This window comes from Bacteroides mediterraneensis (assembly GCF_900128455.1).
In the GTDB taxonomy this organism is placed as follows: Bacteria; Bacteroidota; Bacteroidia; order Bacteroidales; family Bacteroidaceae; genus Phocaeicola; species Phocaeicola mediterraneensis.
In genome coordinates this window covers 3858269-3883229 of sequence record NZ_LT635783.1, presented here as the reverse complement: position 1 = coordinate 3883229, position 24961 = coordinate 3858269, and the positions used below count along the sequence as shown (strand labels likewise).

The following is a 24961-nucleotide window of genomic DNA, read 5'->3' as shown; positions in this document are numbered from 1 at the left end:
TCGTTTTTATTTATCTGATATTGTGTGCACGCAACTCTTTCAAATCTTCAGGAGTCACATCCCGTATACAACGTACCTTCCCATCACTTTTTGAATCTGTACCAGTAGGAATCTGATTGTCTGTTGGTTTTGGGGCAGCTGTTATTAAATACGTATACTTGTCTGCAGCCCAATAATAATCATCTGTCAACACCGAATCCATCACTACGGTCTGCGTCGATTGGTAACCTGCGATAATCTGCAACTCTGCGTAAGTAGGTAACCGCCAGTCATCAAAGCACCGATGCCCCTTACCGTCATAATTTTTCCCTTCCAACCGATCTGCCTTCTCAACTGTATAAATACTGTGCTCCACATAATATTTGCAGTTATCTTGTGCCTTAACCCAATTTACATCTCCAATATTTCCCAAATTGGAAGCCAACATAAATGCAGGAGAGACTAGTCGGTTATTTTCCTCTCCCAAAGCAGTCACACTCCCTACTCCTGTACCTGTCATTTTAGGACGAGCCACTGTATATTTTTCACTCGTACTGGATATTTGCACCAAATACATCCGGTTGTTATGTGCATTAGTGTTTTCCCTCACATGGTTTGAATAGCTCTCATCTATACGATAAATCTTCTTCTCCTCCACTCTATAAAATTTAGATTTCATATAAGGATTATTACCTATATGCCCATTCAGTCCTTTTTTTATATCTGTAAAATATTCTCCATCCCAGCTAAAGTTACTGGGCCATCCACCATTCACCTTCACAGTTTTCCCTTCTTCGTTTATATATTGTTCTACATAGGAATACAAACCTGGCACACCCGAGATATATTCCAGAGGATATTGTATCACATGGATTGTTTTCTCCATGCCATCCCCGTTCGTAACGGTCAACGTAAAATAACGTGCTGTCACAATCTTAGGTACCTCACTGTGAATCTTTAACTCCCCAGACAAGGCAGATTCATCATAATCCACAGAATACCAATCGGAAGATGTTTCTTTCAATGAAATCTCATTTCCAGATTTATCCACATAATAAGCTGCATCCAACGTGACTTTTATGGCTGAAGAAGAGAAAAAAGTGACTACCGTGTCAGCCACATTATGCATCTCAATCTCATCTTCGCTGACAATCAAATATTTATAGGCATCTCCTCCCACCTCTATTTCTTTATTTTGCCAAGAAGCAATCGAAATTTCAGGCTTAAGTTCTACAGGCTGGTCTATCTCTTTATTTCCCACACGGTCTACTGTCACATTGATAGTATATACCGTATTACGTTTCAAGCATAAGTCGGCGGCCGTATTGGAGATACGTACCGGAATCTTATAATAATTCTGGTATAAATCTTCCTGACTGCCATCTGTATACGGAATATTCATCAATATATAGGTTTCCTGATCGGCTACATTATCCCCCCATTCATTAGGATAACTATATGCATAAAGCACATCCTTTCGTGCTACCCCACTTCCTTCTGTATAATTGGATGTGGACATACCTGCACCGTCTGCATCGCCATATAAATCAAGAATGGGGATGGGATCCGCCTCTGCCAGCACACGGACATCCTGTGCGTAACGTACAAGTTTCTTCCGTACATCTACAATCGTCCTATCTGCAACCAGAAAATCGTCTGTATAGCTTACATTCACTACAATCTTAGCAGCAGCCCGTGCCAAATCAATGACAATTGTTTCGTCTGTACCTTCACCGGGGGTCCATCCTTCTTTTTTGCCATCCATCATGAATTTCTTTCCCGTATAAATATCCTCATTCCCAAATCGATCATTCTCTACCTTAAAAATATCCGGATCCGTATCACTCAGAGCCACCAATGCCGTCCAAGTTTTTATCCGACTTAAATCCGTCTCTGTGTCCGGAGTAGAAGCATCATCGTACTGATGAAAATTGGCCACTACATAAACGTCATAACTCGCTTCCGGGAACTTGGATTTCCAGTTTCCCGTTTCCAAAAGCACTTTACCATCTTCCCCCACCTCTTTATGATAATAACGGGCCACCTCTTCTTTATTGTCTGCGGCAAAGAAAAACACATCCACATTCTCTACCACATCTTCTCTCAAATCTTCGTCTGATGCAATAGAACGCCCTGCCACAACAGCTTCACCACTTGCCAGCAAATTCAAGACCAGTCCTTCAGAAACAGTTTCCTCGTCAGCCCACATCTCATTTTCCGTGCAACCAGTACAAAAAAGCAGGCTACACAGCAAAAGCAAGCACATATATAAATAATCTCTTTTCATCATATACTCTCAATTTATCATGGTTGAATGGCAGCAGCATCCCACTGGTCAGCTGAAACTTGACGTATCCGGATACGAGTGGTAGTTCCAGGATGATTCCCTTCATTATTGATAACCTGCTCTCCGTTTTCTGTTTCTCCTCCATCCACCAAACGGGTCAAGGTTATATAAAGTTCTGTTTCACGTTCTACAGCTGCATCAAATGCCTGAGTAGGCCGAACAGAAAAAGTGACCGGTCCCGCTCCACCAATACCCGAAGCCGTACCAGAAGTACTTGACTCACTATACAGCTCAAATTCATTTCCATTTGATAAATTGGCAGTCCACCTAGCACCAACAGGAACTTCCATTTCCATCGTAAACGTCACCTGGCGGTTTTCATCATTAAACACCGTAGCATACGCTTTATCTCCCTCAACACGTACATCCTGACTGGAAAGGACAAGACTACCCTTAAACTGGTCATTATAGCTAATGGAAATTTCATCTTCAGTATCCCACGGAAGTACCACGAATTTCAAACTCAGTTCTCCCGAATAGTGAGCATATACCACGACAAAATGATTACGTATTATACTGCCATCCAACACGACCTCCCGACTTCTGAATTCCCCATTTATTGTATACCGAATGACACATTTCACTCGATTTGAGGCTGCTTCATGAATATAATATGGAGTCAGAGAAGTAGCTGTCTGATTCAGGGCGTCAAGATAGGCCTGTTCTTTGCCTTCCTGCAAAGTGATTTTAGTCTGGCCTTTTCCAAATATTATCGTTTCCTGAACAGCTATCGTTAAACTTTCAGAAGAAGCAGAAGTAGTAGGTATAGAAGGAACTGTCGGACGCGAAGTGACTTTGTCAGCCATTACTGATTCAGGAAAGACCGTACCTTGCGATGACAATCCGCTAAAAGCAACTGAAGTCACCCTAAATTCCTCACTGGTCTGATTTGTAAAATAGCAGCCTATTTTGGCCAAACCCCTTTCCAGCGGAATCTGGAAAGTCCCCGTCTCCAACTGGGTTCTGGTGATTCCCGTTACAATTCTCGACATCAACAGTCCCTCGTCTGTCAACATAGAAGATGGTTTACTGAAAACAGCCTCCTTAAGTGCCTTCCGTGAAGATTCAGCAGACAATCCGGTTTCCTCTCCTCCGTTCACCAGCACATAGATGTCCGACTCGCCTTCCCACTCGGAAGGAAGAACCATTTCTACCCGCAACGTGCCCATATTATCTGTATAACGTAAGGCATCAGGCACATACTTATAAGCCAATGCCTTATCCTCATCAGCGGCAGAAGAACCGAAAATCCAGATACGAGCATTATAAAATGTGCTCTCTCCTTCTTCAGCATTTACAATTCCCTCCGCACGCGTACGAGTGGTGTAAGGCTGCAAAGAAGGAAAGTTTAATGTCACGATATGTGCATACGTCGCTTCCTCTTTAACCTCTTCCTTACAACCCGGCAACAGGCTTATCAACGCCCCCAGCAGGACTACCCAATAAATCCACCCTATCTTATACATAAAAATTCTTCTTCCTGTTTCACATACTCAGCCTAAAGTCACATCTTCCAATGAAATTACCCATCCATTGACGATGATATAATTTTGCAGGAAAGTATCTCCATCCACAAAGAAAGTAACGGCATACGTATCCTGACGATCCAGATATTCCTGATCATCCCATTCCGCACGATGCTCTCCTACCGCCTGCAGTGACAGAAACCATGTCAAATTAATGTCTAACACATCCTTTCCGGTCCTGTTATTGATAATTCTAAAACGAGGCCCTTGGTTTACCATCATTCTTGACGTATTAAGCTCGGCCACCACCGCATGATTGATTTCCGTATTGTCCGCACGTGATTCTCCAGATACAGTTTCATCTCTCAACAATTCCTGATAATAAGGCTTATAGGTCACTTCACCCTGCCCATAAGAATCGGCCTTATAATCCAACCATCCATTCTTTCCGTCAATCACAAACGAATAATCTTCCTGATATAAAGTCTGTCCCGCACGAGCCGGCATCAAGATAACACGCAATGTATTGGTACACTTCATCATATCGATAGTGAAGACTTCTTCTTCTGCACCCGTCACTTCCACATCCAGCGTACCGCTCAGCAATCCATTCAAACGAGTGCTACACACATTGTCTTCATCGCGGTTCAAATAAGCAGTTAAATCACTCACCGTTGATTGTCCCACAATCAAATCTGGAAAAGAGAACTCCGACAGTTCATCATCATAATCCATACTTTTTGCCCAAGCCACCAGTTTATACTTACCCACTGACAAAGACGGCAACGCCAAAGTATAACCATTCACAATGTGATCACCTTCATCTTCTTGCATGGAAACGAACTTTCCTTCTTCATCAAAAATCCATACACGTACATTCTCCGCTTCCTTTCCAAAAGCATCATTCTCTACTATATTATACGTGTAACGAAAGTTCACCTTCACACCGTGGCCTACAGTAGCCGGACAATCATCTCTGTCTTCACGAATACAAGATGTACACAGCAATACCCAGAACGCTGCTACCAGCATGCTCCACATCCCTACTTTCTGACTTCGTTTCATGATTCAGTGCTTTTATTTTATATATCGCAGGAAGCCCACTTGGGACATTCCCTCATTGTTTTCTACTTCGGGGCAACAAAACACATGTTGCAAAAAAGCATGTATAGTCTGCCGACTTTTGTATAGTCCATGGAACAAGCAAATTTTGTTCCATGGACCTCCTTAATTTATTGCAAGTCTACATCATAATTACTTAAAACCCAATGATTCACCTGACACTCTACTACCAAATAAGTCTTCGGAGTAGTAGGATCTTCCGGATCAGTATCCGGATTCCATCCACCCGGAATATCATCTCCAATATTTTTTACAGAATTTACAGTCAATCCGTAAATAGTGTTACGCATAACAGACTGATAGTTCACTTGAGCCTGTTCACTATCTGCTGCCGTATAGTTTTGATCTTCAATATAATGCGTATAATACATCACTCCGTCTTCATACACATGAATATTGTATTTCACACGGAAGTCAGAAATAGTTTTTACTGTAGCTTCTTCGCTTGCCGTTCCGGCTTTAGCTGACTTCAGCTCAGCCTCCGCTGCTGCTAGTTCTTCTATTCTATCATTGTCAAGTCCATCTTTATCATCAAATACTGCTGAATATTTAGCTTGAACAGCCCCCAATGTAGCAAAATACTCGCCATTATAGGCATAGAAACAGTTCTTTCCTGCACATTCATCACTTCCTGTAACCGTAGCTGTGGCCTTAAAAATTACCCCCGTAGTATTACCATTCAAATCTGAGCCTTCAGCAAAACAATTATCAGCTGTTGATCCTGAGTTATTTTCCATACAATATAAAGCATTTGTAGTAAAAGAAGTATTCTTTACATCAACAGCTGCAGTGTAAGAATCACTTACCTTAGTCACCGTACGGAAATCATCCCATCTGTTATAAAAATTATCAGAAGCATTATTCGTTACTGTGGGGGTTAACAAAGTATTTATATGGGAACTTCCTGTAGTAGTAGGGGCAGCCGCATTCCAATGCTGTTGCAGATAAAAATTTTTGATTCCATTTACCAAAGCAAAACCATTGAATGTAATCCCAGTCAATTCTGTCAACTCTCCTTCTGCAGCACTAATATCGACCCCCCCTTGTTTTTCTTCATAAGTAATCTTTGCTGCTAAACGGTCGAGTTTGATAGGTTCAGCAGTCCTAGCCGGATTGTCATAATCATTTTCAGCAGATACGGTTATCTCCTGCCCTCCTGTCTTATCAGTTCCATGACATTCACTAAACATCAGGAATTGACTATTTGTAGCAAAATCAGCACTACTTGTAATTGCTTTCTCCAAGCTCTTAATATTACCTGTAATTCCATCAAACAAAGTAGTTCCCGGATTTGCAATCACATACACATAATAAGTACCAACTCCAGCTTCTACCGGATAAGTTTCCACGCTGCTATCATCCTTTTTTATACAACTCACTTTCTTTGCAGATTGTATAGTTCCATCAGAAGCACACAAAACTACCATAGCTTCTGAAATCGTTGACTCTGCTACCGTTCCTTCCACTGTACCATCTTCTCCAGCCACCGTTCTGGAACCACTGTTTTCTGTTCCTACCAAAGTCAACGTCAAGAATGTACCGCTATGACTGTTGTCAGTCGACGGTACATTGTCTTCATTAGAGCATGCGAACAAACCCAAGCCCGCAAATGCCAAAAATAAACTTTTAGACAATTTCATAGCAAATAAAAATTAAATTACACATTTTTCTTATATTATTCTCTATCCTATTTCATTCGGCCATATATTCCATATACTGTTTCAGTTGTGTCAGATTCTCCCCTGCTTGAGAATAGCCTTTAGCCTGCGCCTCAGAGAAAGCCTGTACGGCCTTTTCCAGATTGCCAGCCTTGACATAAACCACTCCCTTCATATTTAGCAATTCACCTTCTGCCGGAGCATTATCCAGCAAGCGGATAGCTTCATCTGTACGGTTGGCCTCCATCAGGGCCAGTGCAGCATTGTTCACAGCCGTCACATCGTTTGGATAAGCCTTTACACCGCTCACCAAACAATTCACATATTCAGGACTTCCCTTGCCGTAGCTGTCGGCTACCTGCTGAATCTCACTCACGCTCATCAGCTCCGGATGGTTCTTAATCATCTCCCGGCCCTCTTCTACCGTAAAATGACGCACATTATATTCTATACGGTATTCGTTACGACGAACCGCTGGATACAGCTCCTTCAGCAAATACTGGTAAATGGTCGATGGTACCAACGCTTTCAACTGTTTTTCGCAGGCATCTTTATCATCCCCGCAATGATCGATGATATCCAAAACTTCTTCACGCTTCGGCAGGTCGGAACATTTCACCACCTCTTCACGTAGACCAGTCCAGTCTTCACCTTTCCAGTCCACGTGGTAAAGCTGCGGATCAATCGCTTTCAAATCGTCTTTCATATATTCCGTAAAGGCCTTCGCACGACGCTCAGACAGCTTCATATTATAGGCAAAAGTTCCTTCCGGAGAAGCGTAACCCGTTACATAAATCCCCGTAATGGTCAGGTCATCGTTATCTTTTACCAGCGCAATGGAATTGCTCACGGTGTCCAGTTCTGCCTGATTGCCCTTGTACTTCGGCTCAATGCGATAGCTGTCCTGACGGAACTGCAAGCGTGCAGAACGGGTCTCGGAACGACGCTTCACAATCTCTTCCTTCGGCTGGATAAACGGAGAATAGTAAGCCGGAGTCATCGGTAGGAAAATATCGCCCGTAGTAGCTGTTTCGTCACCGTCATTACACTGGGCACAGCCTGTCACATACGCACGGAGTTGAAGATTGCCTCCAATCATCCAGCGTTTGAAGGGTACGGATGCCTCGTAATCCACCGTCTGAGCCTCACCGTTCTTACGGCGTATCTTTGCCACGGCTCCGGGATTGAAATCGACATGTTCAAAAGCTTCCGTACGCTGCTGCATTTTATCGCGCACTTTGCCGTTCACCACAAAAGGAGGAAGTTCCTGTTCCTGACTGCCGTCGGCAGAAAGAATGACCGGCACCACGCGCAGCGAATGCTGTTTTTTGATGTCCAGATTATCCAAATTCACCGTCATCTTCACACGGGCCTGACGGTCGGCCGTCTTCGCCACTTCGCGGTTCACTATCTTTATTTCACTCAGATAAGAAGTCTGGCCCAGAACGGGAATACCGGCAGCCAGCACGAATACGAGAGAGATAATATATTTTTTCATCCTGCGTTCCTCCATCATTTAATTACGTAAATCAAGGATATGGCTGCCTTGGTCAGGCCGAAATAGTCTTTCTTGTCGCTTCCGCGCCATTCCCCACAATGCGGACAATCATACTGGTCGTAATGGGCACGTATCCATCCGGCACCAATTTCAAGCCCCAAGTTCCAATGTTTGGAAAGCACGAACTGGTAACCGTAGCCGATACCGGCTCCGTACATGCTGCCTTGATAACGATAGTCCTTAAAAGAAGGGAAAATTCCTAAATCCATATCGGCGACATTAAACTGTCCAGCCAATGCATGAAGTGCCAGAAAATGTCCGTTGAAAGCCTCACAGAACCAGTAACGCGCTTCAGGCTGCACCAGCCAGTGTTTCATCTTCCTGTCATTACCCAAATTAAAAGGATTGTAATTCCCCGACAAATCGATGGTCCACTTCGGCGCCACACGAAACTCTGCACCAATGTTTAACGTGGTGGTTACATCATAAAGAATGTTTGTTTTTACAGCTATTTTTTGAGCAGATATAGATACAAATACAAACAAATAAAATATCCATACAAGTGCTTTTTTCATAGTACCATTTCTTTTATTGTTGCGTTACTCACTTGTTTAAACCTTAACATATATCCTAAACTAAGAAGAAGAATAAAATAAATACGTATCAATTTATAGAAGAAAAGCTTTTATCCCCTAATAGGCAAAAACTCTTTCCATAATTACAATCTTTACATCTAACTTTATTTTGGAACAAAAGTATATAGAAATAAAATGTCATTGAACGTAAAAAATTCTCATTTTGTCAAAGATTTTTCTTATTTTGTCAGTAAGCATTTTATCCAAATAAGAAATTAAAAGATAGCCTAATCAACAATCCTAGGACACTATGTATGCATGATTTGTATATGCCGTGATCATCAGTTCAATGTCTTCCGGAAATTATTGGGGCTAATGCCATATTTGTCTCTAAACAACCGGTAGAAGGTAGAAATACGGGGAAGTGCACTTTCTTCGGCCACTCTATTAATAGGCCAGTCGGGATGTTCGCGGAACAAAGTGACTGAATATTCCAGACGAAGGTCATTGAGATAAGTACTCAGGTTGTTGGAGGTAAACTTTTTCAGTATGGCAGCAAAACGGTTGCGATCTACTCCCATCAGCTGAGCATAGTCGTCGCGTCCTAACTGGTAGTTCAAATACAGTTTCTGCTCTTTTACCTGCCAGTCGAAACTGAAAAACAATTTCTCATCGGTTTTAATCTCTTCCTCCCACCGCTCAAGCTCATTCTCCACCGAATGGATTTCCTTACGCTGGTCGTCCAGTTGTAGCACCAGTTCCGCCATTTTCCGGTTTTTTCGGCGAATCACGTGCAGTGTACGCCAAAGCAAGCCAAACAAGACCAGCAACACTAAAGTTATAGCCAGCAATACAGAAATGACATAACGCTGGACCTTCAACTCATAATCGGCCTTTTCCAAATGATATTGACGGGCCACTGCTTCCGTCACATCCGCCAACTGGAATATTTGGCTACGCTCACGGCTGGTAGCCATCTGACGGGAAATCTGATGCACTTGAAGTATCGTAAGATAGGCATGTACATAATCTCCTAAAGCACGGTACGCCTGGCTACTCTGCTCCAGTGTACGAAGACGAATAAGATTCAATGAATCAGCCTCACTCACCAAGCCCAGATAAGCCTCGTTATGACGCAACACCTCCTCATAACGGCCTACCTTCAACAAATAATTGTTTATCTCAAGCAATCCTCTCTGGGTCTTGGAAAAATTGGTTACATAGAATCTGTTGAAATAAGACTCAGACAGCCCGCCTTTTTTCAGCTTATAAGCCAGATAAGCCATCTTACTGTAGAAGAAACCTTTCTGCCGGTCCACTCATGGGTATCTTCGCTCAGACACTTCTCCCACGTGGCAAGCACTTCTTCCCGACGCTGACCGACTTCCCAAGCCTTCTGCAGCTGATTATCCGTGATATAATAGGACATTAGGTAACCCATACTGTCGGAAAGCAAGAGATAATCGTCCTGTGTCCTGGCAGCCGAAAGCAACGCCACAGCCTCTGTGACGCATTCATAACTCTTAGACAGAATTCCCATTTTACGGTAAAGGTCCCCCTCCATTTGCAACATATTGGCCTGTAGACCCAAATTATGGCATTTCAAGGCATAGCTTTTCCCCGCGGCTATCACCTTGGCCGCCTCTTTCAGCTGAAAGGACATGATGGACGACTTGGCCCACAGCATATACGCATAAGGAAGCAATATCGAATCCCTCTGCATGCCATCTGTCTCAAACGCACGCCGGACATAATACACGGACATATAATATTGTGATTGCGACTGATAGGACAAAGCCCGTAAATAATCTATCTGATAAGAGAAATAAGTAGAATCAGTCTCCAGACTGTCCAGCGACGCCAGCGAACCCAGAGGGTCATACGCAATCCTCTCGCGCATATCATCAAAAGATACCGCTGCTCCATAAAGAAAAGAAAAGACCAATCCAAACCAAATACATACTATAAACCGCTTCATAATCCCCCAATTTTATACAAAGCTACTCCTAAAATACCAACTTTTTCTTTGCCTTGCAAAAAAACGGGCAAAAAAAATGGGAGAACGCTTTCTCCCAACCTTGTTAACCTTAAATCTAATACTATGAAAAAAATCACGTGACAAATGTAAGAATAACACTTATTCTATGCAAATATTCACCCGTTGATTTTCAGCTTTTTAAAAATCTTTAGCAATAGAAAAAAGAATTCGCCCCGAAACAATATCTGCTCCGGGGCGAATCTTTGTTTATTCAGAAATAGTTGACAATTAGTCTTTCAGTTTGGCCTTGATAAAATCGCGGTTCAAACGGGCGATGTTGCTGATAGATACGCATTTCGGACATTCAGCTTCGCAGGCACGAGTGTTCGTACAGTTACCGAAGCCCAGCTCGTCCATCTTGGCAATCATGGCCTTTGCACGGCGCAATGCTTCCGGCTTGCCCTGAGGCAGCAGGTTCAACTGGCTCACCTTGGCAGAAACGAACAACATAGCTGAACCATTCTTACAAGCAGCTACACAAGCACCACAACCGATACAAGTGGCAGCGTCCATGGCTTCATCGGCAACGGTCTTCGGAATCAGGATAGCGTTGGCATCCTGAGGAGCACCTGTACGCACGCTGATGTAACCACCAGCCTGCATGATTTTGTCGTATGCCGAACGGTCAACCATCAAGTCCTTGATGACCGGGAAACCGGCAGAACGCCACGGTTCCACCGTAATCACATCGCCGTCATTGAAACGACGCATGTAAATCTGGCAGGTAGTAGCGCCTGTAGCAGGTCCGTGAGGATGTCCGTTGATATACAATGAGCACATACCGCAGATACCTTCACGACAGTCGTGGTCGAATACAATCGGTTCTTTTCCTGCTTCGATGAGCTGTTCGTTCAAGATATCCAGCATTTCCAGGAAAGAAGTATCACCCGGGATATCCTTCATCTGGAATGTATCGAAATGACCTTTATCCTTAGGTCCGTTCTGACGCCAAATTTTCAGCGTAAATGATATATTTTTATCCATTTTACTTAGATTCTTTAATTGTTTAACTTCACTGATTAGCTCTTATAGTTACGAGTCTGTACTTTGATAGCTTCGTAAACCAGCGGTTCTTTGTACAATACCGGAGCCTTGTCGTCGCTTCCCTGGTATTCCCAGCAAGCTACGTAGAAGAAGTTGGCATCATCACGTTTTGCTTCACCTTCTTCAGTCTGGTATTCTTCACGGAAGTGACCACCGCAAGATTCGTTACGGTTCAATGCATCGTAAGCAATCAGCTCACCCATTGTGATGAAGTCGTTCAGACGGATAGCTTTATCCAGCTCAATGTTCATACCTTCCTTAGACCCCGGAATGAACAGTTCGGTTTCGAATTCCTTACGGATTTCTTTCAGCTTGGCCAGACCAGTCTTCAAGCCTTCTGCCGTACGTCCCATTCCGACGTATTCCCACATCACGCGACCCAATTCCTTGTGGATAGAATCGACAGACTTCTTACCCTTGATGTTCATCAGGTGGTCAATCTTGTCCTGAACAGCCTTTTCTGCTTCTGCAAATTCAGGCAGGTCGGTAGAGAAACGAGGAACGGTAATCTGGTCGGCCAGATAGTTCTGGATAGTGTAAGGCAATACGAAATAACCGTCGGCCAGACCCTGCATCAATGCAGATGCACCCAGACGGTTGGCACCGTGATCAGAGAAGTTACATTCACCGATGGCAAACAGACCCTTGATGGTAGTCTGCAGTTCATAGTCTACCCAGATACCACCCATTGTATAGTGGATAGCCGGATAAATCATCATCGGATTATAATATTTCACGCCATTGATTTCTTTTCCTACTTCACCCGGATTGACGTCAGTAATTTCTTCGTACATGTCGAACAAGTTACCGTAACGCTGACGAACTACATCCAAGCCCAGACGTTCGATACATTCAGAGAAGTCCAAGTAAACAGCCAGACCTGTGTTGTTTACACCGTAACCGTGGTCGCAACGTTCCTTGGCAGCACGTGAAGCTACGTCACGCGGAACCAGGTTACCGAATGCCGGATAACGACGTTCCAAGTAGTAGTCACGGTCTTCTTCAGGGATGTCTGTCGGCTTCATGGTACCAGCCTGCAATGCTTTGGCATCTTCCAGTTTCTTTGGAACCCAGATACGACCGTCGTTACGCAGAGATTCAGACATCAAAGTCAGCTTAGACTGTTTGTCACCGTGTACCGGAATACAAGTCGGGTGAATCTGTACGTAAGCCGGGTTAGCGAAGAACGCACCTTTACGGTAGCAAGACATAGCGGCTGTACAGTTACAAGCCATAGCGTTGGTAGACAGGAAGTAAGTGTTACCGTAACCACCGGTAGCGATTACTACTGCATGGGCAGCGAAACGTTCCAGCTTACCCGTTACCAGGTTCTTGGCAATGATACCACGTGCACGACCGTCTATGATAACGATATCTTCCATTTCATAACGGGTGTACAGTTTTACGGTACCAGCACCTACCTGACGGCTCAATGCTGAATAAGCACCCAGCAACAGCTGCTGGCCGGTCTGACCTTTGGCATAGAAAGTACGAGATACCTGTGCACCACCGAATGAACGGTTGGCCAGTGTACCACCATATTCACGAGCAAAAGGAACACCCTGTGCCACGCACTGGTCGATGATGTTGTTTGACACTTCAGCCAGACGATATACGTTAGCTTCACGTGCACGGTAGTCACCACCTTTCACTGTATCATAGAACAGACGATATACAGAGTCACCGTCGTTCTGGTAATTCTTGGCCGCGTTGATACCTCCCTGTGCAGCAATAGAGTGCGCACGACGCGGAGAGTCCTGAATACAGAAGTTGAATACGCGGAATCCCATTTCACCCAGAGAAGCAGCTGCAGAAGCACCTGCCAAACCTGTACCTACTACGATGATGTCCAGACGACGTTTGTTAGCCGGGTTCACCAGTTTCTGGTGAGCTTTATAATTGGTCCATTTCTCAGCTATCGGGCCTTCAGGAATCTTAGAATCAAGTATCTTAGTCATAATGTTTTTTCAATTTAATCAGTTACACTTAAATTAGCAAGCACCGCAACCCATCAGGCTCTTCAGGAAGAACACTACAGCTACCAGCATGAAACCCAGTACGATGATGGTAGAATAGATGTTTGAGATGCATTTCCAGCGGTTAATCCAGATGGTGTTGTTCCAACCCAGCGTCTGCATGGCGCTCCAGAATCCGTGAGTCAAATGGAACCACAAGGCAATCAGCCAGATGATGTACAGTACAAAGAACACCGGATTAGCGAATGTCTGCAGGATGTAGCCATAACCGTCGGCTGCATGAAGACCTCCCAGCATCGGGTTGCCTACGATTTCAGCGAACTGCATTTTGCTCCAGAAGTTCACAAAGTGAAGTGCCAGACCCAGAATCACGATGATACCCAGCACCAACATGTTCTGAGATGCCCATTCCACGTTTTTCGGTTTTGCTGTCACTGCATAACGTTCGTGACCGCGTGCGGCACGGTTCAGCATCGTCAGCCAGAAAGCGTAGATGATGTGAATTACAAACAGGGCAGCCAGTCCGACAGTAGCTACCAGTGCATACCAGTTAGCGCCGAGGAACTCACAGACCATGTTGTATGCCTCGCCCGAGAACAATGCAACAAGGTTCATCGCCATGTGAAATGTCAGAAACAGGACAAGGGCGATACCTGTGACGCTCATCACCACTTTCCTTCCAATAGATGAATTACTTAACCACATAAATGATTGAATTTAAATTATTTAATTGTTAGAACTATAATTTCGCACTTCACGGTCCAAATTATGATGCAAAATTAGAAGATTTATTCAGATAATACAACAGATTATGGAAAAAATTCTGTAATCGACCGGCGGATTCGGGAGCACCCAAAAACGCAAGTGCGTTTGAAACAAAACGCCGAAGAGTTTTGATCCAAACGCACTTGCGTTTTAATGAAAACGTCCTTGCGTTTTTCCACAAACGCAAGGACGTTTTCCGAGGGCTATCTTTTAGGAAAATTCATACCGGGCTCACGCAACAGTTCCACGGCCTTTTTCATACTGTCGTTCAGCGTGTTAATCACCTGGAAGTATTCGCTCATGTCCCAAATGTCGCGGGCCAGCAGGGCTTTCAGCTGGGTCTTTACCAGCGGCAGTGCGGTCTGGAACTGAGCCTCGTTGTAGGTCACTCCCAGCGAAATGCCCTGCGCCACCAGCTCGTCGAGCATCTCCTTCGTCACCTCAAACTCGCGGTTGAAACGGTCGAAGGTCTTATATTGCTTGAGCCATTCTTTCCGGTGACGGTCGATGAGCTTGATGTTCAGCTGTACCATGGCTCCCTTGTCGCGGAGGGACAGGTAGTAATCGGTGTACATCGTGGTATCGATGGGTACGAAATAATCGGGCATGATACCCCCGCCGCCATACACGGTGCGTCCCAGCTTCAGGGTCTTGGCCTTGAGCGAATCGGGGAAGTGGATGCTGTCGGCACTCATCATTTCGCCCCGGTTGTAGCGGTCAATCAAATCCTGGTTGTATTTTTCAATACTTTCGTAGGGCTTCTGGATGCAACGGCCCGAAGGAGTATAGTAACGGGCCACCGTCAGACGGATCATAGAGCCGTCGGGCAGGTCGATGGGACGCTGCACCAATCCTTTTCCGAAGGTACGGCGACCGACCACAATACCACGGTCCCAGTCCTGAATGGCTCCGGTGACAATTTCGCTGGCCGAAGCCGAATATTCATCGACTAGCACCACCAGACGACCTTGCTGGAAATCGCCGTCACCCTTGGCTTCAAATTCCGCACGTGGATTGCGGCGGCCTTCGGTATAGACAATAAGTTCCTTTTCGCCCAGTATCTGGTCACACAGGCTGATGGCTGCATTCAAGTAGCCGCCGCCATTGCCCTGCAAGTCGAGTATCAGGTCTTTCATGCCCTGCTTCTGCAATTTATGGAGGGCATCCGTGAATTCCTTGGCGGTAGTGGCGGCAAAACGGTTCACTCGGATATAGCCAATCTGTCCTTCCACCATATAGGAAGCATCGAGGCTGTACACGGGAATCTTGTCACGCTTGATGGTGAACGGCAGGAGTTCCTTGACACCGGCACGCAGCACCTTCACCGTCACCGTGGAACCTTTCGGTCCGCGCAAACGGCGCATCACCTCGTCGGTATTCATTTTCACACCGGCAATCACGGTATCGTTCACCTCGATAATGCGGTCGCCAGCCAGGATGCCGACTTTCTCGGAAGGCCCGCCCGATACAGGCTGGATGACAAACAAAGTATCGGTAGCCATATTGAACTGGATGCCGATACCGTCGAAATTTCCCTGCAAAGGTTCATTGAGGCGCTTCACTTCCTCCGGGTCGGAATAAGTGGAGTGCGGGTCGAGCTCTTCAAGCATGCTGACAATGGCGGTTTCCACCAGTTTGTCTTCGTCCACCTTGTCGACATACAGGTTGGAGATGGCAAATTCCGCCAGCTGCAACTTGCGCGAGGGGGAATCGAGAAGTCTGTTCTGTGCGGGCAAGACCGTCCAGACAGCCAGTCCGCAGAGAAATATCCATACGTGTTTTCTGATTTTCATGTGTTGAAAGTTTTATTTTTCGTCTATATCCATTCCTTCAGGCAGGAACGCCGACACGTCCTTGCCATACTGCAGCAGTTCACGCACGATGGTGGAGCTGATGGCAGTCAGTTCCGGCTCGGTAAAGAGCAGGATGGTTTCCACGCCGGCCAGCTTGCGGTTGATGTCGGCAATGGTTTCTTCGTATTCAAAATCGTGTACGGTACGGATGCCGCGGATAATGAATCCGGCTCCCCGTTCGCGGGCAAAATCCACGGTCAGATTGTCGTATGCCTCGACGCTGATACGGGGTTCGTCGGCATAGAGTTTCCGGATCATCTCCACGCGCCGTTCGGTGGGGAACCAGGTTTTCTTCTTGTCGTTCACTCCGATGCCGATAATAATTTCATCCATAAAGGTCAGGGCACGCTTCACCACGGAATAGTGGCCGATGGTAAACGGGTCGAACGTACCCGGAAATATTGCTTTTTTCATCACTGATGACTGGCAGTTATTAATTATTCATTATTCTATTCATTCTTCATTCTTAATCAGGTCTTCCTCCACCACCAGATTGTCGATGATGAAGTTCTGGCGTTCCATGGTATTCTTGCCCATGTAGAACTCCAGCAGCTCCTTCACGGCGTCGGTCTTGCGGAGGGTAACCTGTTCCAGACGCATGTCCTTGCCGATGAAATGGCGGAACTCGTCGGGCGAAATTTCTCCCAGTCCCTTGAATCGGGTGATTTCCGGATTGGGGCTCAGTTTCTCAATGGCTGCCAGGCGCTCTTCATCCGAATAACAATAGATGGTTTCGTAAACCCCTTTCTTGCGGTTGCGCACGCGGAACAGCGGGGTCTGCAAAATATAGACATGGCCTTTCTTTATCAGGTCGGGGAAGAACTGCAGGAAGAAAGTAATCATCAGCAGACGGATGTGCATACCGTCCACATCAGCATCGGTGGCCACAATTACCTTATTATATCGGAGACCGTCGAGCCCGTCTTCGATGTTCAGGGCTGCCTGCAGAAGGTTGAACTCCTCGTTCTCATAGACCACCTTCTTGGTGAGGCCGAACGAGTTCAACGGTTTACCACGCAAGCTAAACACCGCCTGGGTATTGACATCGCGGCTCTTCGTGATGGAGCCGCTGGCCGAATCTCCCTCGGTGATAAAGATGGAACTTTCCAGACGAGGGTCATCTTCATCGTCTTTCTTACCGCCTTTCTGGTCGTTGAGATGGATGCGGCAATCGCGCAGCTTGCGGTTATGCAGGTTGGCTTTCTTGGCACGTTCACGGGCAATCTTCGTCACTCCGGCAATGGCCTTGCGCTCTTTTTCTGACTCCTGAATTTTCTGCAAAAGGATTTCGGCCACATCAGGATGCTTGTGGAGGTAGTTATCCACCTGCTCCTTCACGAAATCGCCCACAAACTTATTCACACTGACTCCCGAAAGCGGATAAGGATTTCCTTCGGAATCTTTCTCGGGAGCCATGGTAAGCGATCCGAGCTTGATTTTAGTCTGGCTCTCGAAGGTAGGCTCAATCACGTTGATGGCAATGGCAGCCACCAGCCCGTTACGAATATCCTGGTATTCAAGGTTTTTCCCGTAGAATTCCTTGATAGTACGGGCAATATGTTCTTTAAAGGCACTCTGATGGGTTCCTCCTTGTGTGGTATGCTGTCCGTTGACAAAGGAATAATATTCTTCGCCGTACTGGGCGCTATGGGTGAAGGCAATCTCGATGTCCTCGCCCGTGAGGTGTACGATAGGATACAGCCCCGGCGCCGTCATGTTATCGTTCAGCAAATCTTCCAGTCCGTTACGGCTTATAATGCGGTGACCGTTATAGTAAATGGACAGGCCCGTATTTAAATAGGTATAGTTACGGAGCATGGTCTCGATGAACTCCGGGCGGAACCGATAGTTCAGGAACAGGGTGTCATCGGGTTCGAAGAAGATATAGGTACCGTTTTCCTCGTCAGTGGCGCAGGTCTCGTCACTGATCAGTTCCCCACGTTCGAAAACAGCCTTGCGCATCTGTCCGTCGCGGGCACTCCAAGCTACAAAACGGGAACTCAAGGCATTGACCGCCTTGGCACCTACTCCATTCAGACCCACACTTTTCTTGAAAGCCTTGGTGTCGTATTTTCCTCCGGTGTTCAGCATGGAGACGGCATCGACCAGACTTCCCAAAGGGATGCCCCGGCCATAGTCGCGCACGGACACACGCAGATTATCTTCCAGCTGAATCTCGATGCGCTTTCCGGCTCCCATCTTGAACTCGTCGATGCTGTTGTCCACCACTTCCTTGAGCAGCACATAGATACCATCTTCGGCCTGTGAACCGTCGCCCAGTCGTCCGATATACATACCGGGACGGGTACGCACGTGCTCCATGTCACTCAGGTGGCGAATATTCTCTTCCGTATAGTTGGCGGAAGAAACGGTGTGTTCGTTAATTTCCTCCATAGATATATCCCCTTTCTGACATTAAATCATTTTCTTGTAAGCCCGGCGACGCTTGTGCTGCACGGATTCGAAGGCACTCCACTGTGCCTGTACTTTCTTGTTGAGTTCCAGTTCCGGATTACTTTCGCCATACTCGAATCCCATTTGCTGGAAGATAGGTACCAAGTCGTAGAACAGCAGGGCATTGACTCCCTTGCTCTGGTATTCGGGCTTCACACCTACCAGCAGCAGGTCGAGAATACGGGGACGCTTGATGAACAGAGCTTTCAGCAAATGATACCAGCCGAAAGGCAACATCTTGCCCTTGGCTTTCTGCAAGGCGACCGACAACGAAGGCATGGAAATACCCACTGCCACCAGATTGCCTTCCTCGTCTTCGACCAATGACACCATACGCAAATCAATGAGTGGAAGATACATCTTGACATACTGGTCGATTTGCCCCTGTGTCATCTGCGAATAGCCATACAACGGTGCGTAAGCCTCATTAATCAGGTCGAAGATTTTCTGGCCGTAATTTCCTTTCTTGATGTCGCCCCGTTTGAGCTTCTTGATTTTCAGTTTGTATTTCTGCAGGATGATTTCGGAAATGCGTACGAACTTATCGGGAAGCTGGTGTGGCACGGTGAGCTTGTACTCCACCCAATCGGCTTCTTTCTCGAAACCCAGCTGCTCCATGTGTTCGGGATAGTAGGAATAATTATAGATGGTAGCCATCGTACCCAGCTGGTCGAATCCTTCCACCAGCATGCCTTCGGCATCCATGTCGGTAAACCCCAGCGGACCCACCATGGCTTCCATACCTCGCTCCTTTCCCCATTTGGCCACGGTGTCGAGCAAGGCAGCCGAGACTTCTTCCTCATCGATGAAGTCAATCCAGCCGAAGCGGACTTCTTTCTTGTGCCACGTATCATTGGCCCGGTGATTGATGATGGCAGCCACACGCCCTACGATTTCATCCCCCCGATAGGCCAAAAAATAATCTGCCTCACAAAACTCAAACGCAGCATTCTTTTTCGGATTGAAGGTATTGAGCATGTCATCGTACAAATCGGGAACAGAATAAGGATTATTTTTATAAAGTTCGTAATTGAAACGTATGAACTTCTTCAGTTCTGCTTTCGTCGTAACTTTTTGAATCGAGATAGTCATTGTGGTATAATTTTCTTTCGTTCGCTATGAGTTTAGAAAAATTAAGGCTGTAAAGATAATGCTTTTTCTCTGAAAATGCGGTCTATTTACTGATTTTCACACTTTAAGCTACGACGGAGAACAACAGGAATCGCTTTCTAGGACCTATCAGAAAGGTTGATTTTAAGTTTTCTTTTCATTTCCCTTCCAGATTGCAAAGTCCCCATTTTTCACAATTTATTGTTTTACAAGAAAATAAGATGTTTTTCTTCTGCGAGAATTCAAAATTTATTTCTTTCCGGGCAGATGAGCACGATTTTTACATTCTCGCAAGCTCACCACCACCAGTCTGACGGTAAAGACAGCACCATAGAAATGACTTCCCCATAATTTTTCTGACCGGACGAAATCTGATTGCCTTTCAGGTACCATTCATAAATCTGCGCTTGTATGCGTCCCACCCACGGGCTGTACTTCGAGTCCCAATAAGCTTCCTTTTCCCGAAGAGCCTCCCACACTTCCGGACGAATGGAACGACACAGTTGCTGATAAGCTTCTTCATCGAGCAGACCTGCCGCATTCGACAGGACATAAGGCAGCAAACCGAAATAACCGGCATAACGGACCGACAGCGACTGGGAACGGATACAAATCTGATAGGCCCAGAAATTGGCTTCGGCTTCACTGCTCACCCCAAGCAAATGGGCATATTCATGGGCGTAGGTAAAGGGCCATTGCAAAGGAAGCAGTTCACGGTTCAACTGCGACTCGGAGAAGAAAGGCCCCATATAACCTAGCACCCCCACGCCAGAGTAAAGGGCGTTGAAAGCAACTGGCTTGGGATGCTGATAGCTGCGAGGACTGGCAAGTCCAAAGCGGGAAGGGACCTGTGCGTACAGTTGCTTCACTTCCCGTTCAATCTCTGCAGAAGCAGGAAATTCACCCACCGTGTACGAAGCGTTCAAGCTGTCGGTATAGGCTGTCAGAAAACGATGGAAATCGGCTTCCACATAAGCTACCGGCTCGGTAGATGAACGGACAAAAAAGTCTTTTCGGAAATAGTTGATTCCCCATCCCCAATAAAACCACAGGTAGCAGATTACCGCACACTCCACTTCGGCACGCAACGCCCATCTCCAACCTTTTCTACGGCGGCGTGCACAGAACGGCAACCCGATGAAAAGAAGAACGAAAACGAAGACCAGCCACTCTTCCACTGAAAAAGGAATCCATGCCACCAAAACGGACAACACGGCAGACAATACGGGATAAACGTGGCGAGCATACACCTCACCCGCCTCCGACCAATAACGGCAAAGGATAACCACTATCAGCAAAAGGGCTTCTATGGCCCAACGTATGTAACGCGACGAAAAACTTTTCATACACACAAAGTTATATGTTTTCAAAGAAGGTGAAGGTAGTGACAAAGAAAATATATACTTTTGTAACACAGATTAATCATGAATTATACTTAGACAGAAAATGGCATTAAACTACATCTGGATTGCATTCTTTCTGCTGGCTTTCGGAGTGGCCCTCGTGAAACTGGTGTGTCTTGGCGACACAGCGGTTTTTCCAGCAATCATCAACTCTACTTTCGACTCGTCGAAGACGGCTTTCGAGATTTCTTTGGGACTGACCGGCGTGCTTTCGCTTTGGCTTGGCATCATGAAGATTGGAGAAAAGGGAGGCGTAATCCAGCTCTTTGCCCGACTGCTCAGTCCGCTGTTTTCGAGACTGTTTCCGGACATTCCCAAAGGGCACCCGGTAACAGGCAGTATTTTCATGAACCTGGCGGCTAACATGCTGGGACTGGACAATGCGGCCACGCCGCTCGGTCTGAAAGCCATGGAGGGACTGCAGGAACTGAATCCACGAAAAGATACGGCCAGCAATCCGATGATCATGTTTCTGGTGCTGAACACTTCGGGGCTGACTTTAATTCCTATCAGCATTATGGTGTATCGGGCACAACTGGGAGCGATCCAACCGACCGACGTGTTTGTGCCTATCCTGCTGGCCACGTTCTTCTCGACTCTGGCCGGTATCCTTGCGGTCAGCGCGTACCAGCGTATCAATCTGCTGAACCGCACCATCCTCCTGTTTTTGGGAGGAGCAAGCCTTTTCATCGCGGGTATCATCTATTTTTTCCACCTGCTCACCCGGCAGCAAATCGACCTCTACTCTACCACTTTTGCCAATGTCTTCCTTTTTCTGATTATCATCGGCTTCATCGTGGCCGGCGTACGGAAAAAGGTCAATGTCTATGATGCGTTCGTGGAAGGAGCCAAGGAAGGTTTCTCCACTGCCGTAAGAATCATCCCGTATCTGGTGGCCATTCTGGTAGCCATCGGGGTCTTCCGGGCTTCAGGGGCCATGGACTTTCTGATACAAGGCATCGCCACACTGGTGAGAGGCTGTGGACTGGACGACCAGTTCGTGGGGGCCTTACCTACTGCCCTGATGAAACCGTTGAGTGGAAGCGGGGCCCGCGGCCTGATGGTAGATGCCATGACCACATACGGGGCCAATTCGTTTGTAGGACGACTGGCCTGCATTTTCCAAGGTTCCACCGATACCACATTCTACATCCTAGCTGTCTATTTTGGGAGTGTAAGCGTAACCCGCACCCGGCATGCCGTCCCCTGCGGCCTGATTGCCGACTTTGCTGGCGTACTGGCCGCCATCTTTATCGGATATTTATTTTTCAATTAACATACCATTATGATTAGTTATCAAACCGAAGGCGTGGAAATGCCCGCCATCAAACAGCATGAAACCACTGCATGGATCAAAGCCGTAGCGGAAAGTTACGGAAAAAGAGTGGGCGAAATTGCCTACATATTCTGCTCGGACGAAAAGATTCTGGAGGTGAACCGACAATACCTGCAACACGATTATTATACGGATATCATCACCTTCGACTACTGCGAAGGGAAACGGTTGTCGGGCGACTTGTTCATCAGCCTGGACACTGTACGGAGTAACGCCGTGCAGTTTGAGGCCCCGTATGAAACAGAACTTTTCCGCGTCATCATCCACGGCATCCTGCACCTGTGTGGTATCAACGACAAGGGTCCCGGCGAACGCGAAATCATGGAGGCTGCCGAAAACAAGGCCCTGGAAATGCGGAAAGATTTCATGTAATTCGTATTTTTGCAGAAGAAATAAAAACATAAAAACGAATGGATTTTAAGTATGATGTAATCGTAATTGGTGCCGGTCATGCCGGATGTGAGGCAGCAGCCGCTGCAGCCAATCTGGGTTCGAAGACCTGCCTGATTACCATGGACATGAACAAAATCGGGCAGATGAGCTGTAACCCGGCGGTCGGAGGTATCGCCAAAGGACAAATCGTCAGAGAGATTGATGCCCTGGGAGGATACATGGGACTGGTGACCGACAAGACGGCGATACAGTTCCGCATGCTGAACCGTTCCAAAGGTCCGGCCATGTGGAGTCCGCGTGCGCAATGCGACCGTGGCAAATTTATCTGGGCATGGAGAGAGGTACTCGAAAATCTGCCAAACCTACATATCTGGCAGGACACCGTGGAGGAACTGCTGGTAGAAAATGGAGAAGTAACGGGAGTGGTGACTTGCTGGGGTGTAACATTCCATGCCAAATGTATCGTGCTCACCGCAGGCACATTCCTGAACGGACTGATGCACATCGGACACAAGATGCTGGCGGGCGGACGCTGTGCGGAACCGGCTTCCTACCATCTCACCGAATCCATCACCCGGCACGGCATCACGGCCGGAAGAATGAAGACAGGTACACCAGTACGCATCGATGGAAAGAGTGTCCACTTCGACTTGATGGATACACAGGATGGAGAAAACGATTTCCACCGTTTTTCGTTCATCAGCGAACCGCGCCACCTGAAACAGCTGCAGTGCTGGACGTGCTTCACCAACGAGGAAGTACATGCCACCCTGCGGAAAGGACTGGCCGACTCTCCCCTTTTCAACGGACAAATCAAGAGTATCGGACCACGTTACTGCCCAAGCATTGAAACCAAAATTGTGACGTTCCCTGACAAGCCCCAACACCAACTTTTCCTGGAGCCGGAAGGAGAAACTACCCGTGAACTTTATCTGAACGGATTCTCTTCTTCCTTGCCGATGGAGATTCAGCTGGAAGCTTTGAAGAAGATTCCGTGCTTTAAAGACCTGGTGGTGTATCGTCCGGGATATGCCATCGAATACGATTACTTCGACCCGACCCAGCTCAAGCATACGCTGGAATCAAAGGTAGTGAAGAACCTGTTCTTTGCCGGACAGGTGAACGGAACGACCGGATACGAAGAAGCGGGCGGCCAGGGAATCATCGCCGGCATCAACGCGCACTTGAACTGCCACGGCGGAGAGCCTTTCATCCTAGGACGCGATGAAGCTTACATCGGCGTACTGATTGACGACCTGGTGACGAAGGGAGTGGACGAACCGTACCGTATGTTTACGTCGAGAGCCGAATACCGTATCCTGCTCCGTCAGGACGATGCCGACATGCGACTGACGGAACGAGCCTACCAGCTGGGGTTGGTGAAGGACGACCGTTACGCCATCTTCCAAAAGAAGCGGGCAGCCATCGACCACCTGGTCAGCTTCGTCAATAATTTCTCGGTCAAAGCCGACAGGATAAACGAAGCGCTGGAAAGTTTGGGCACAGCCCAACTCACCCATGGATGTAAGTTGGTGGACTTAATCAGTCGTCCACAGATTACCATCGAAAATATCGCCCCGCATATTCCTGCCTTCCAGGCCGAGCTAGATAAGATTGACGACCGCAAGGAAGAGGTGATAGAAGCCGCCGAAATCCGCATCAAGTACAAAGGCTACATTGACCGCGAGCGGACCATCGCCGACAAGATTCACCGGTTGGAATCCATCCGCATCAAGGGTAAGTTCGACTACGAGAACCTACAGTCCCTCTCAACCGAAGCACGACAGAAGCTCGTGAAGATAGACCCGGAGACCCTGGCTCAAGCCAGCCGTATTCCAGGTGTCTCTCCCAGCGATATCAATGTGCTGCTGGTGTTGCTGGGGCGCTAAACAGGCCATGTTTCACGTGAAACAATTCATTTAAGGATTACATATAAAACACTGG

The 24961-nt window shown here is 46.8% G+C and carries 19 protein-coding genes; 3 read left to right on the top strand and 16 right to left on the bottom strand.

The features are described from left to right. Positions 1-10: 10 nt before the first annotated feature. The 16 genes from fimD to BQ7480_RS16535 form a co-directional block, all read right to left on the bottom strand. Positions 11-2269, bottom strand: coding sequence for a fimbrial tip adhesin FimD (fimD, locus tag BQ7480_RS16610; RefSeq protein WP_139255804.1), 2259 nt, complete (start codon positions 2267-2269; stop codon positions 11-13). A 14-nt stretch (positions 2270-2283) separates the two neighbouring features. Then, positions 2284-3792, bottom strand: coding sequence for a hypothetical protein (locus BQ7480_RS16605; protein ID WP_072543714.1), 1509 nt, complete (start codon positions 3790-3792; stop codon positions 2284-2286). A 27-nt stretch (positions 3793-3819) separates the two neighbouring features. Further along, positions 3820-4857: a FimB/Mfa2 family fimbrial subunit gene (locus BQ7480_RS16600; protein WP_072543713.1), complete on the bottom strand. Its 1038-nt coding sequence runs from the start codon at positions 4855-4857 to the stop codon at positions 3820-3822. Between the two features lie 167 nt (positions 4858-5024). Next, on the bottom strand, positions 5025-6554 hold the full coding sequence (locus BQ7480_RS16595; RefSeq protein ID WP_072543712.1) for an Mfa1 family fimbria major subunit: 1530 nt from the start codon (positions 6552-6554) through the stop codon (positions 5025-5027). 52 nt (positions 6555-6606) lie between these two features. After that, positions 6607-8070, bottom strand: coding sequence for an OmpA family protein (locus BQ7480_RS16590; protein ID WP_072544101.1), 1464 nt, complete (start codon positions 8068-8070; stop codon positions 6607-6609). Positions 8071-8084: 14 nt separating this feature from the next. Beyond that, positions 8085-8645 carry a DUF3575 domain-containing protein gene (locus BQ7480_RS16585; RefSeq protein WP_072543711.1) on the bottom strand — a complete coding sequence of 187 codons (561 nt, stop codon included), beginning with the start codon at positions 8643-8645 and terminating at the stop codon, positions 8085-8087. 341 nt (positions 8646-8986) lie between these two features. Then, on the bottom strand, positions 8987-9964 hold the full coding sequence (locus BQ7480_RS16580; RefSeq protein ID WP_139255803.1) for a helix-turn-helix domain-containing protein: 978 nt from the start codon (positions 9962-9964) through the stop codon (positions 8987-8989). Continuing rightward, positions 9907-10623 carry a hypothetical protein gene (locus BQ7480_RS16575; protein ID WP_072543709.1) on the bottom strand — a complete coding sequence of 239 codons (717 nt, stop codon included), beginning with the start codon at positions 10621-10623 and terminating at the stop codon, positions 9907-9909. Before BQ7480_RS16575 ends, BQ7480_RS16580 begins: the two co-directional genes overlap by 58 nt. A 288-nt stretch (positions 10624-10911) precedes the next feature. Continuing rightward, a complete protein-coding gene (locus tag BQ7480_RS16570) occupies positions 10912-11667 on the bottom strand; it encodes a succinate dehydrogenase/fumarate reductase iron-sulfur subunit (protein WP_072543708.1) in 756 nt (251 codons plus the stop codon). Between the two features lie 35 nt (positions 11668-11702). Then, the gene (locus BQ7480_RS16565; RefSeq protein WP_072543707.1) at positions 11703-13685 is read right to left on the bottom strand and encodes a fumarate reductase/succinate dehydrogenase flavoprotein subunit; all 1983 of its coding nucleotides are present in this window, start codon (positions 13683-13685) and stop codon (positions 11703-11705) included. Between the two features lie 33 nt (positions 13686-13718). Then, complete coding sequence (locus tag BQ7480_RS16560) at positions 13719-14408, bottom strand: succinate dehydrogenase/fumarate reductase cytochrome b subunit (RefSeq protein ID WP_072543706.1); 690 nt, start codon at positions 14406-14408, stop codon at positions 13719-13721. A gap of 263 nt (positions 14409-14671) precedes the next feature. Continuing rightward, the gene (locus BQ7480_RS16555) at positions 14672-16261 is read right to left on the bottom strand and encodes a S41 family peptidase (RefSeq protein WP_072543705.1); all 1590 of its coding nucleotides are present in this window, start codon (positions 16259-16261) and stop codon (positions 14672-14674) included. 12 nt (positions 16262-16273) lie between these two features. Continuing rightward, complete coding sequence (coaD, locus tag BQ7480_RS16550) at positions 16274-16735, bottom strand: pantetheine-phosphate adenylyltransferase (RefSeq protein WP_072543704.1); 462 nt, start codon at positions 16733-16735, stop codon at positions 16274-16276. A gap of 39 nt (positions 16736-16774) precedes the next feature. Next, positions 16775-18715, bottom strand: a complete 1941-nt coding sequence (locus tag BQ7480_RS16545; RefSeq protein ID WP_072543703.1) for a DNA topoisomerase IV subunit B — start codon at positions 18713-18715, stop codon at positions 16775-16777. 21 nt (positions 18716-18736) lie between these two features. Beyond that, entirely contained in the window at positions 18737-19867 is a 1131-nt protein-coding gene (locus tag BQ7480_RS16540; protein ID WP_072543702.1) for an N-acetyltransferase, read from the bottom strand. A 314-nt stretch (positions 19868-20181) separates the two neighbouring features. Continuing rightward, positions 20182-21231 (bottom strand): DUF3810 domain-containing protein, encoded by a 1050-nt coding sequence (locus BQ7480_RS16535; protein ID WP_072543701.1) that lies wholly within the window; start codon positions 21229-21231, stop codon positions 20182-20184. Between the two features lie 100 nt (positions 21232-21331). On the opposite strand from BQ7480_RS16535, the gene BQ7480_RS16530 reads away from it, so the two are divergent. Genes BQ7480_RS16530 through mnmG form a run of 3 tightly spaced genes read left to right on the top strand, consistent with a single transcriptional unit; the run spans position 21332 to position 24906 of the window. Continuing rightward, entirely contained in the window at positions 21332-22564 is a 1233-nt protein-coding gene (locus BQ7480_RS16530) for a nucleoside recognition domain-containing protein (RefSeq protein WP_072543700.1), read from the top strand. Between the two features lie 9 nt (positions 22565-22573). Continuing rightward, a complete protein-coding gene (gene ybeY / locus BQ7480_RS16525) occupies positions 22574-22996 on the top strand; it encodes an rRNA maturation RNase YbeY (RefSeq protein WP_072543699.1) in 423 nt (140 codons plus the stop codon). Between the two features lie 38 nt (positions 22997-23034). Next, the gene (mnmG, locus tag BQ7480_RS16520) at positions 23035-24906 is read left to right on the top strand and encodes a tRNA uridine-5-carboxymethylaminomethyl(34) synthesis enzyme MnmG (RefSeq protein WP_072543698.1); all 1872 of its coding nucleotides are present in this window, start codon (positions 23035-23037) and stop codon (positions 24904-24906) included. The last annotated feature ends 55 nt before the right edge of the window (positions 24907-24961 follow it).

Bases quoted from the DNA above. Each gene is read 5' to 3' on its own strand.
- fimD (WP_139255804.1), bottom strand. From the start codon at position 2,269: ATGATGAAAAGAGATTATTTATATATGTGCTTGCTTTTGCTGTGTAGC.
- BQ7480_RS16605 (WP_072543714.1), bottom strand. From the start codon at position 3,792: ATGTATAAGATAGGGTGGATTTATTGGGTAGTCCTGCTGGGGGCGTTG.
- BQ7480_RS16600 (WP_072543713.1), bottom strand. From the start codon at position 4,857: ATGAAACGAAGTCAGAAAGTAGGGATGTGGAGCATGCTGGTAGCAGCG.
- BQ7480_RS16595 (WP_072543712.1), bottom strand. From the start codon at position 6,554: ATGAAATTGTCTAAAAGTTTATTTTTGGCATTTGCGGGCTTGGGTTTG.
- BQ7480_RS16590 (WP_072544101.1), bottom strand. From the start codon at position 8,070: ATGAAAAAATATATTATCTCTCTCGTATTCGTGCTGGCTGCCGGTATT.
- BQ7480_RS16585 (WP_072543711.1), bottom strand. From the start codon at position 8,645: ATGAAAAAAGCACTTGTATGGATATTTTATTTGTTTGTATTTGTATCT.
- BQ7480_RS16575 (WP_072543709.1), bottom strand. From the start codon at position 10,623: ATGAAGCGGTTTATAGTATGTATTTGGTTTGGATTGGTCTTTTCTTTT.
- BQ7480_RS16570 (WP_072543708.1), bottom strand. From the start codon at position 11,667: ATGGATAAAAATATATCATTTACGCTGAAAATTTGGCGTCAGAACGGA.
- BQ7480_RS16565 (WP_072543707.1), bottom strand. From the start codon at position 13,685: ATGACTAAGATACTTGATTCTAAGATTCCTGAAGGCCCGATAGCTGAG.
- BQ7480_RS16560 (WP_072543706.1), bottom strand. From the start codon at position 14,408: ATGTGGTTAAGTAATTCATCTATTGGAAGGAAAGTGGTGATGAGCGTC.
- BQ7480_RS16555 (WP_072543705.1), bottom strand. From the start codon at position 16,261: ATGAAAATCAGAAAACACGTATGGATATTTCTCTGCGGACTGGCTGTC.
- coaD (WP_072543704.1), bottom strand. From the start codon at position 16,735: ATGAAAAAAGCAATATTTCCGGGTACGTTCGACCCGTTTACCATCGGC.
- BQ7480_RS16545 (WP_072543703.1), bottom strand. From the start codon at position 18,715: ATGGAGGAAATTAACGAACACACCGTTTCTTCCGCCAACTATACGGAA.
- BQ7480_RS16540 (WP_072543702.1), bottom strand. From the start codon at position 19,867: ATGACTATCTCGATTCAAAAAGTTACGACGAAAGCAGAACTGAAGAAG.
- BQ7480_RS16535 (WP_072543701.1), bottom strand. From the start codon at position 21,231: ATGAAAAGTTTTTCGTCGCGTTACATACGTTGGGCCATAGAAGCCCTT.
- BQ7480_RS16530 (WP_072543700.1), top strand. From the start codon at position 21,332: ATGGCATTAAACTACATCTGGATTGCATTCTTTCTGCTGGCTTTCGGA.
- ybeY (WP_072543699.1), top strand. From the start codon at position 22,574: ATGATTAGTTATCAAACCGAAGGCGTGGAAATGCCCGCCATCAAACAG.
- mnmG (WP_072543698.1), top strand. From the start codon at position 23,035: ATGGATTTTAAGTATGATGTAATCGTAATTGGTGCCGGTCATGCCGGA.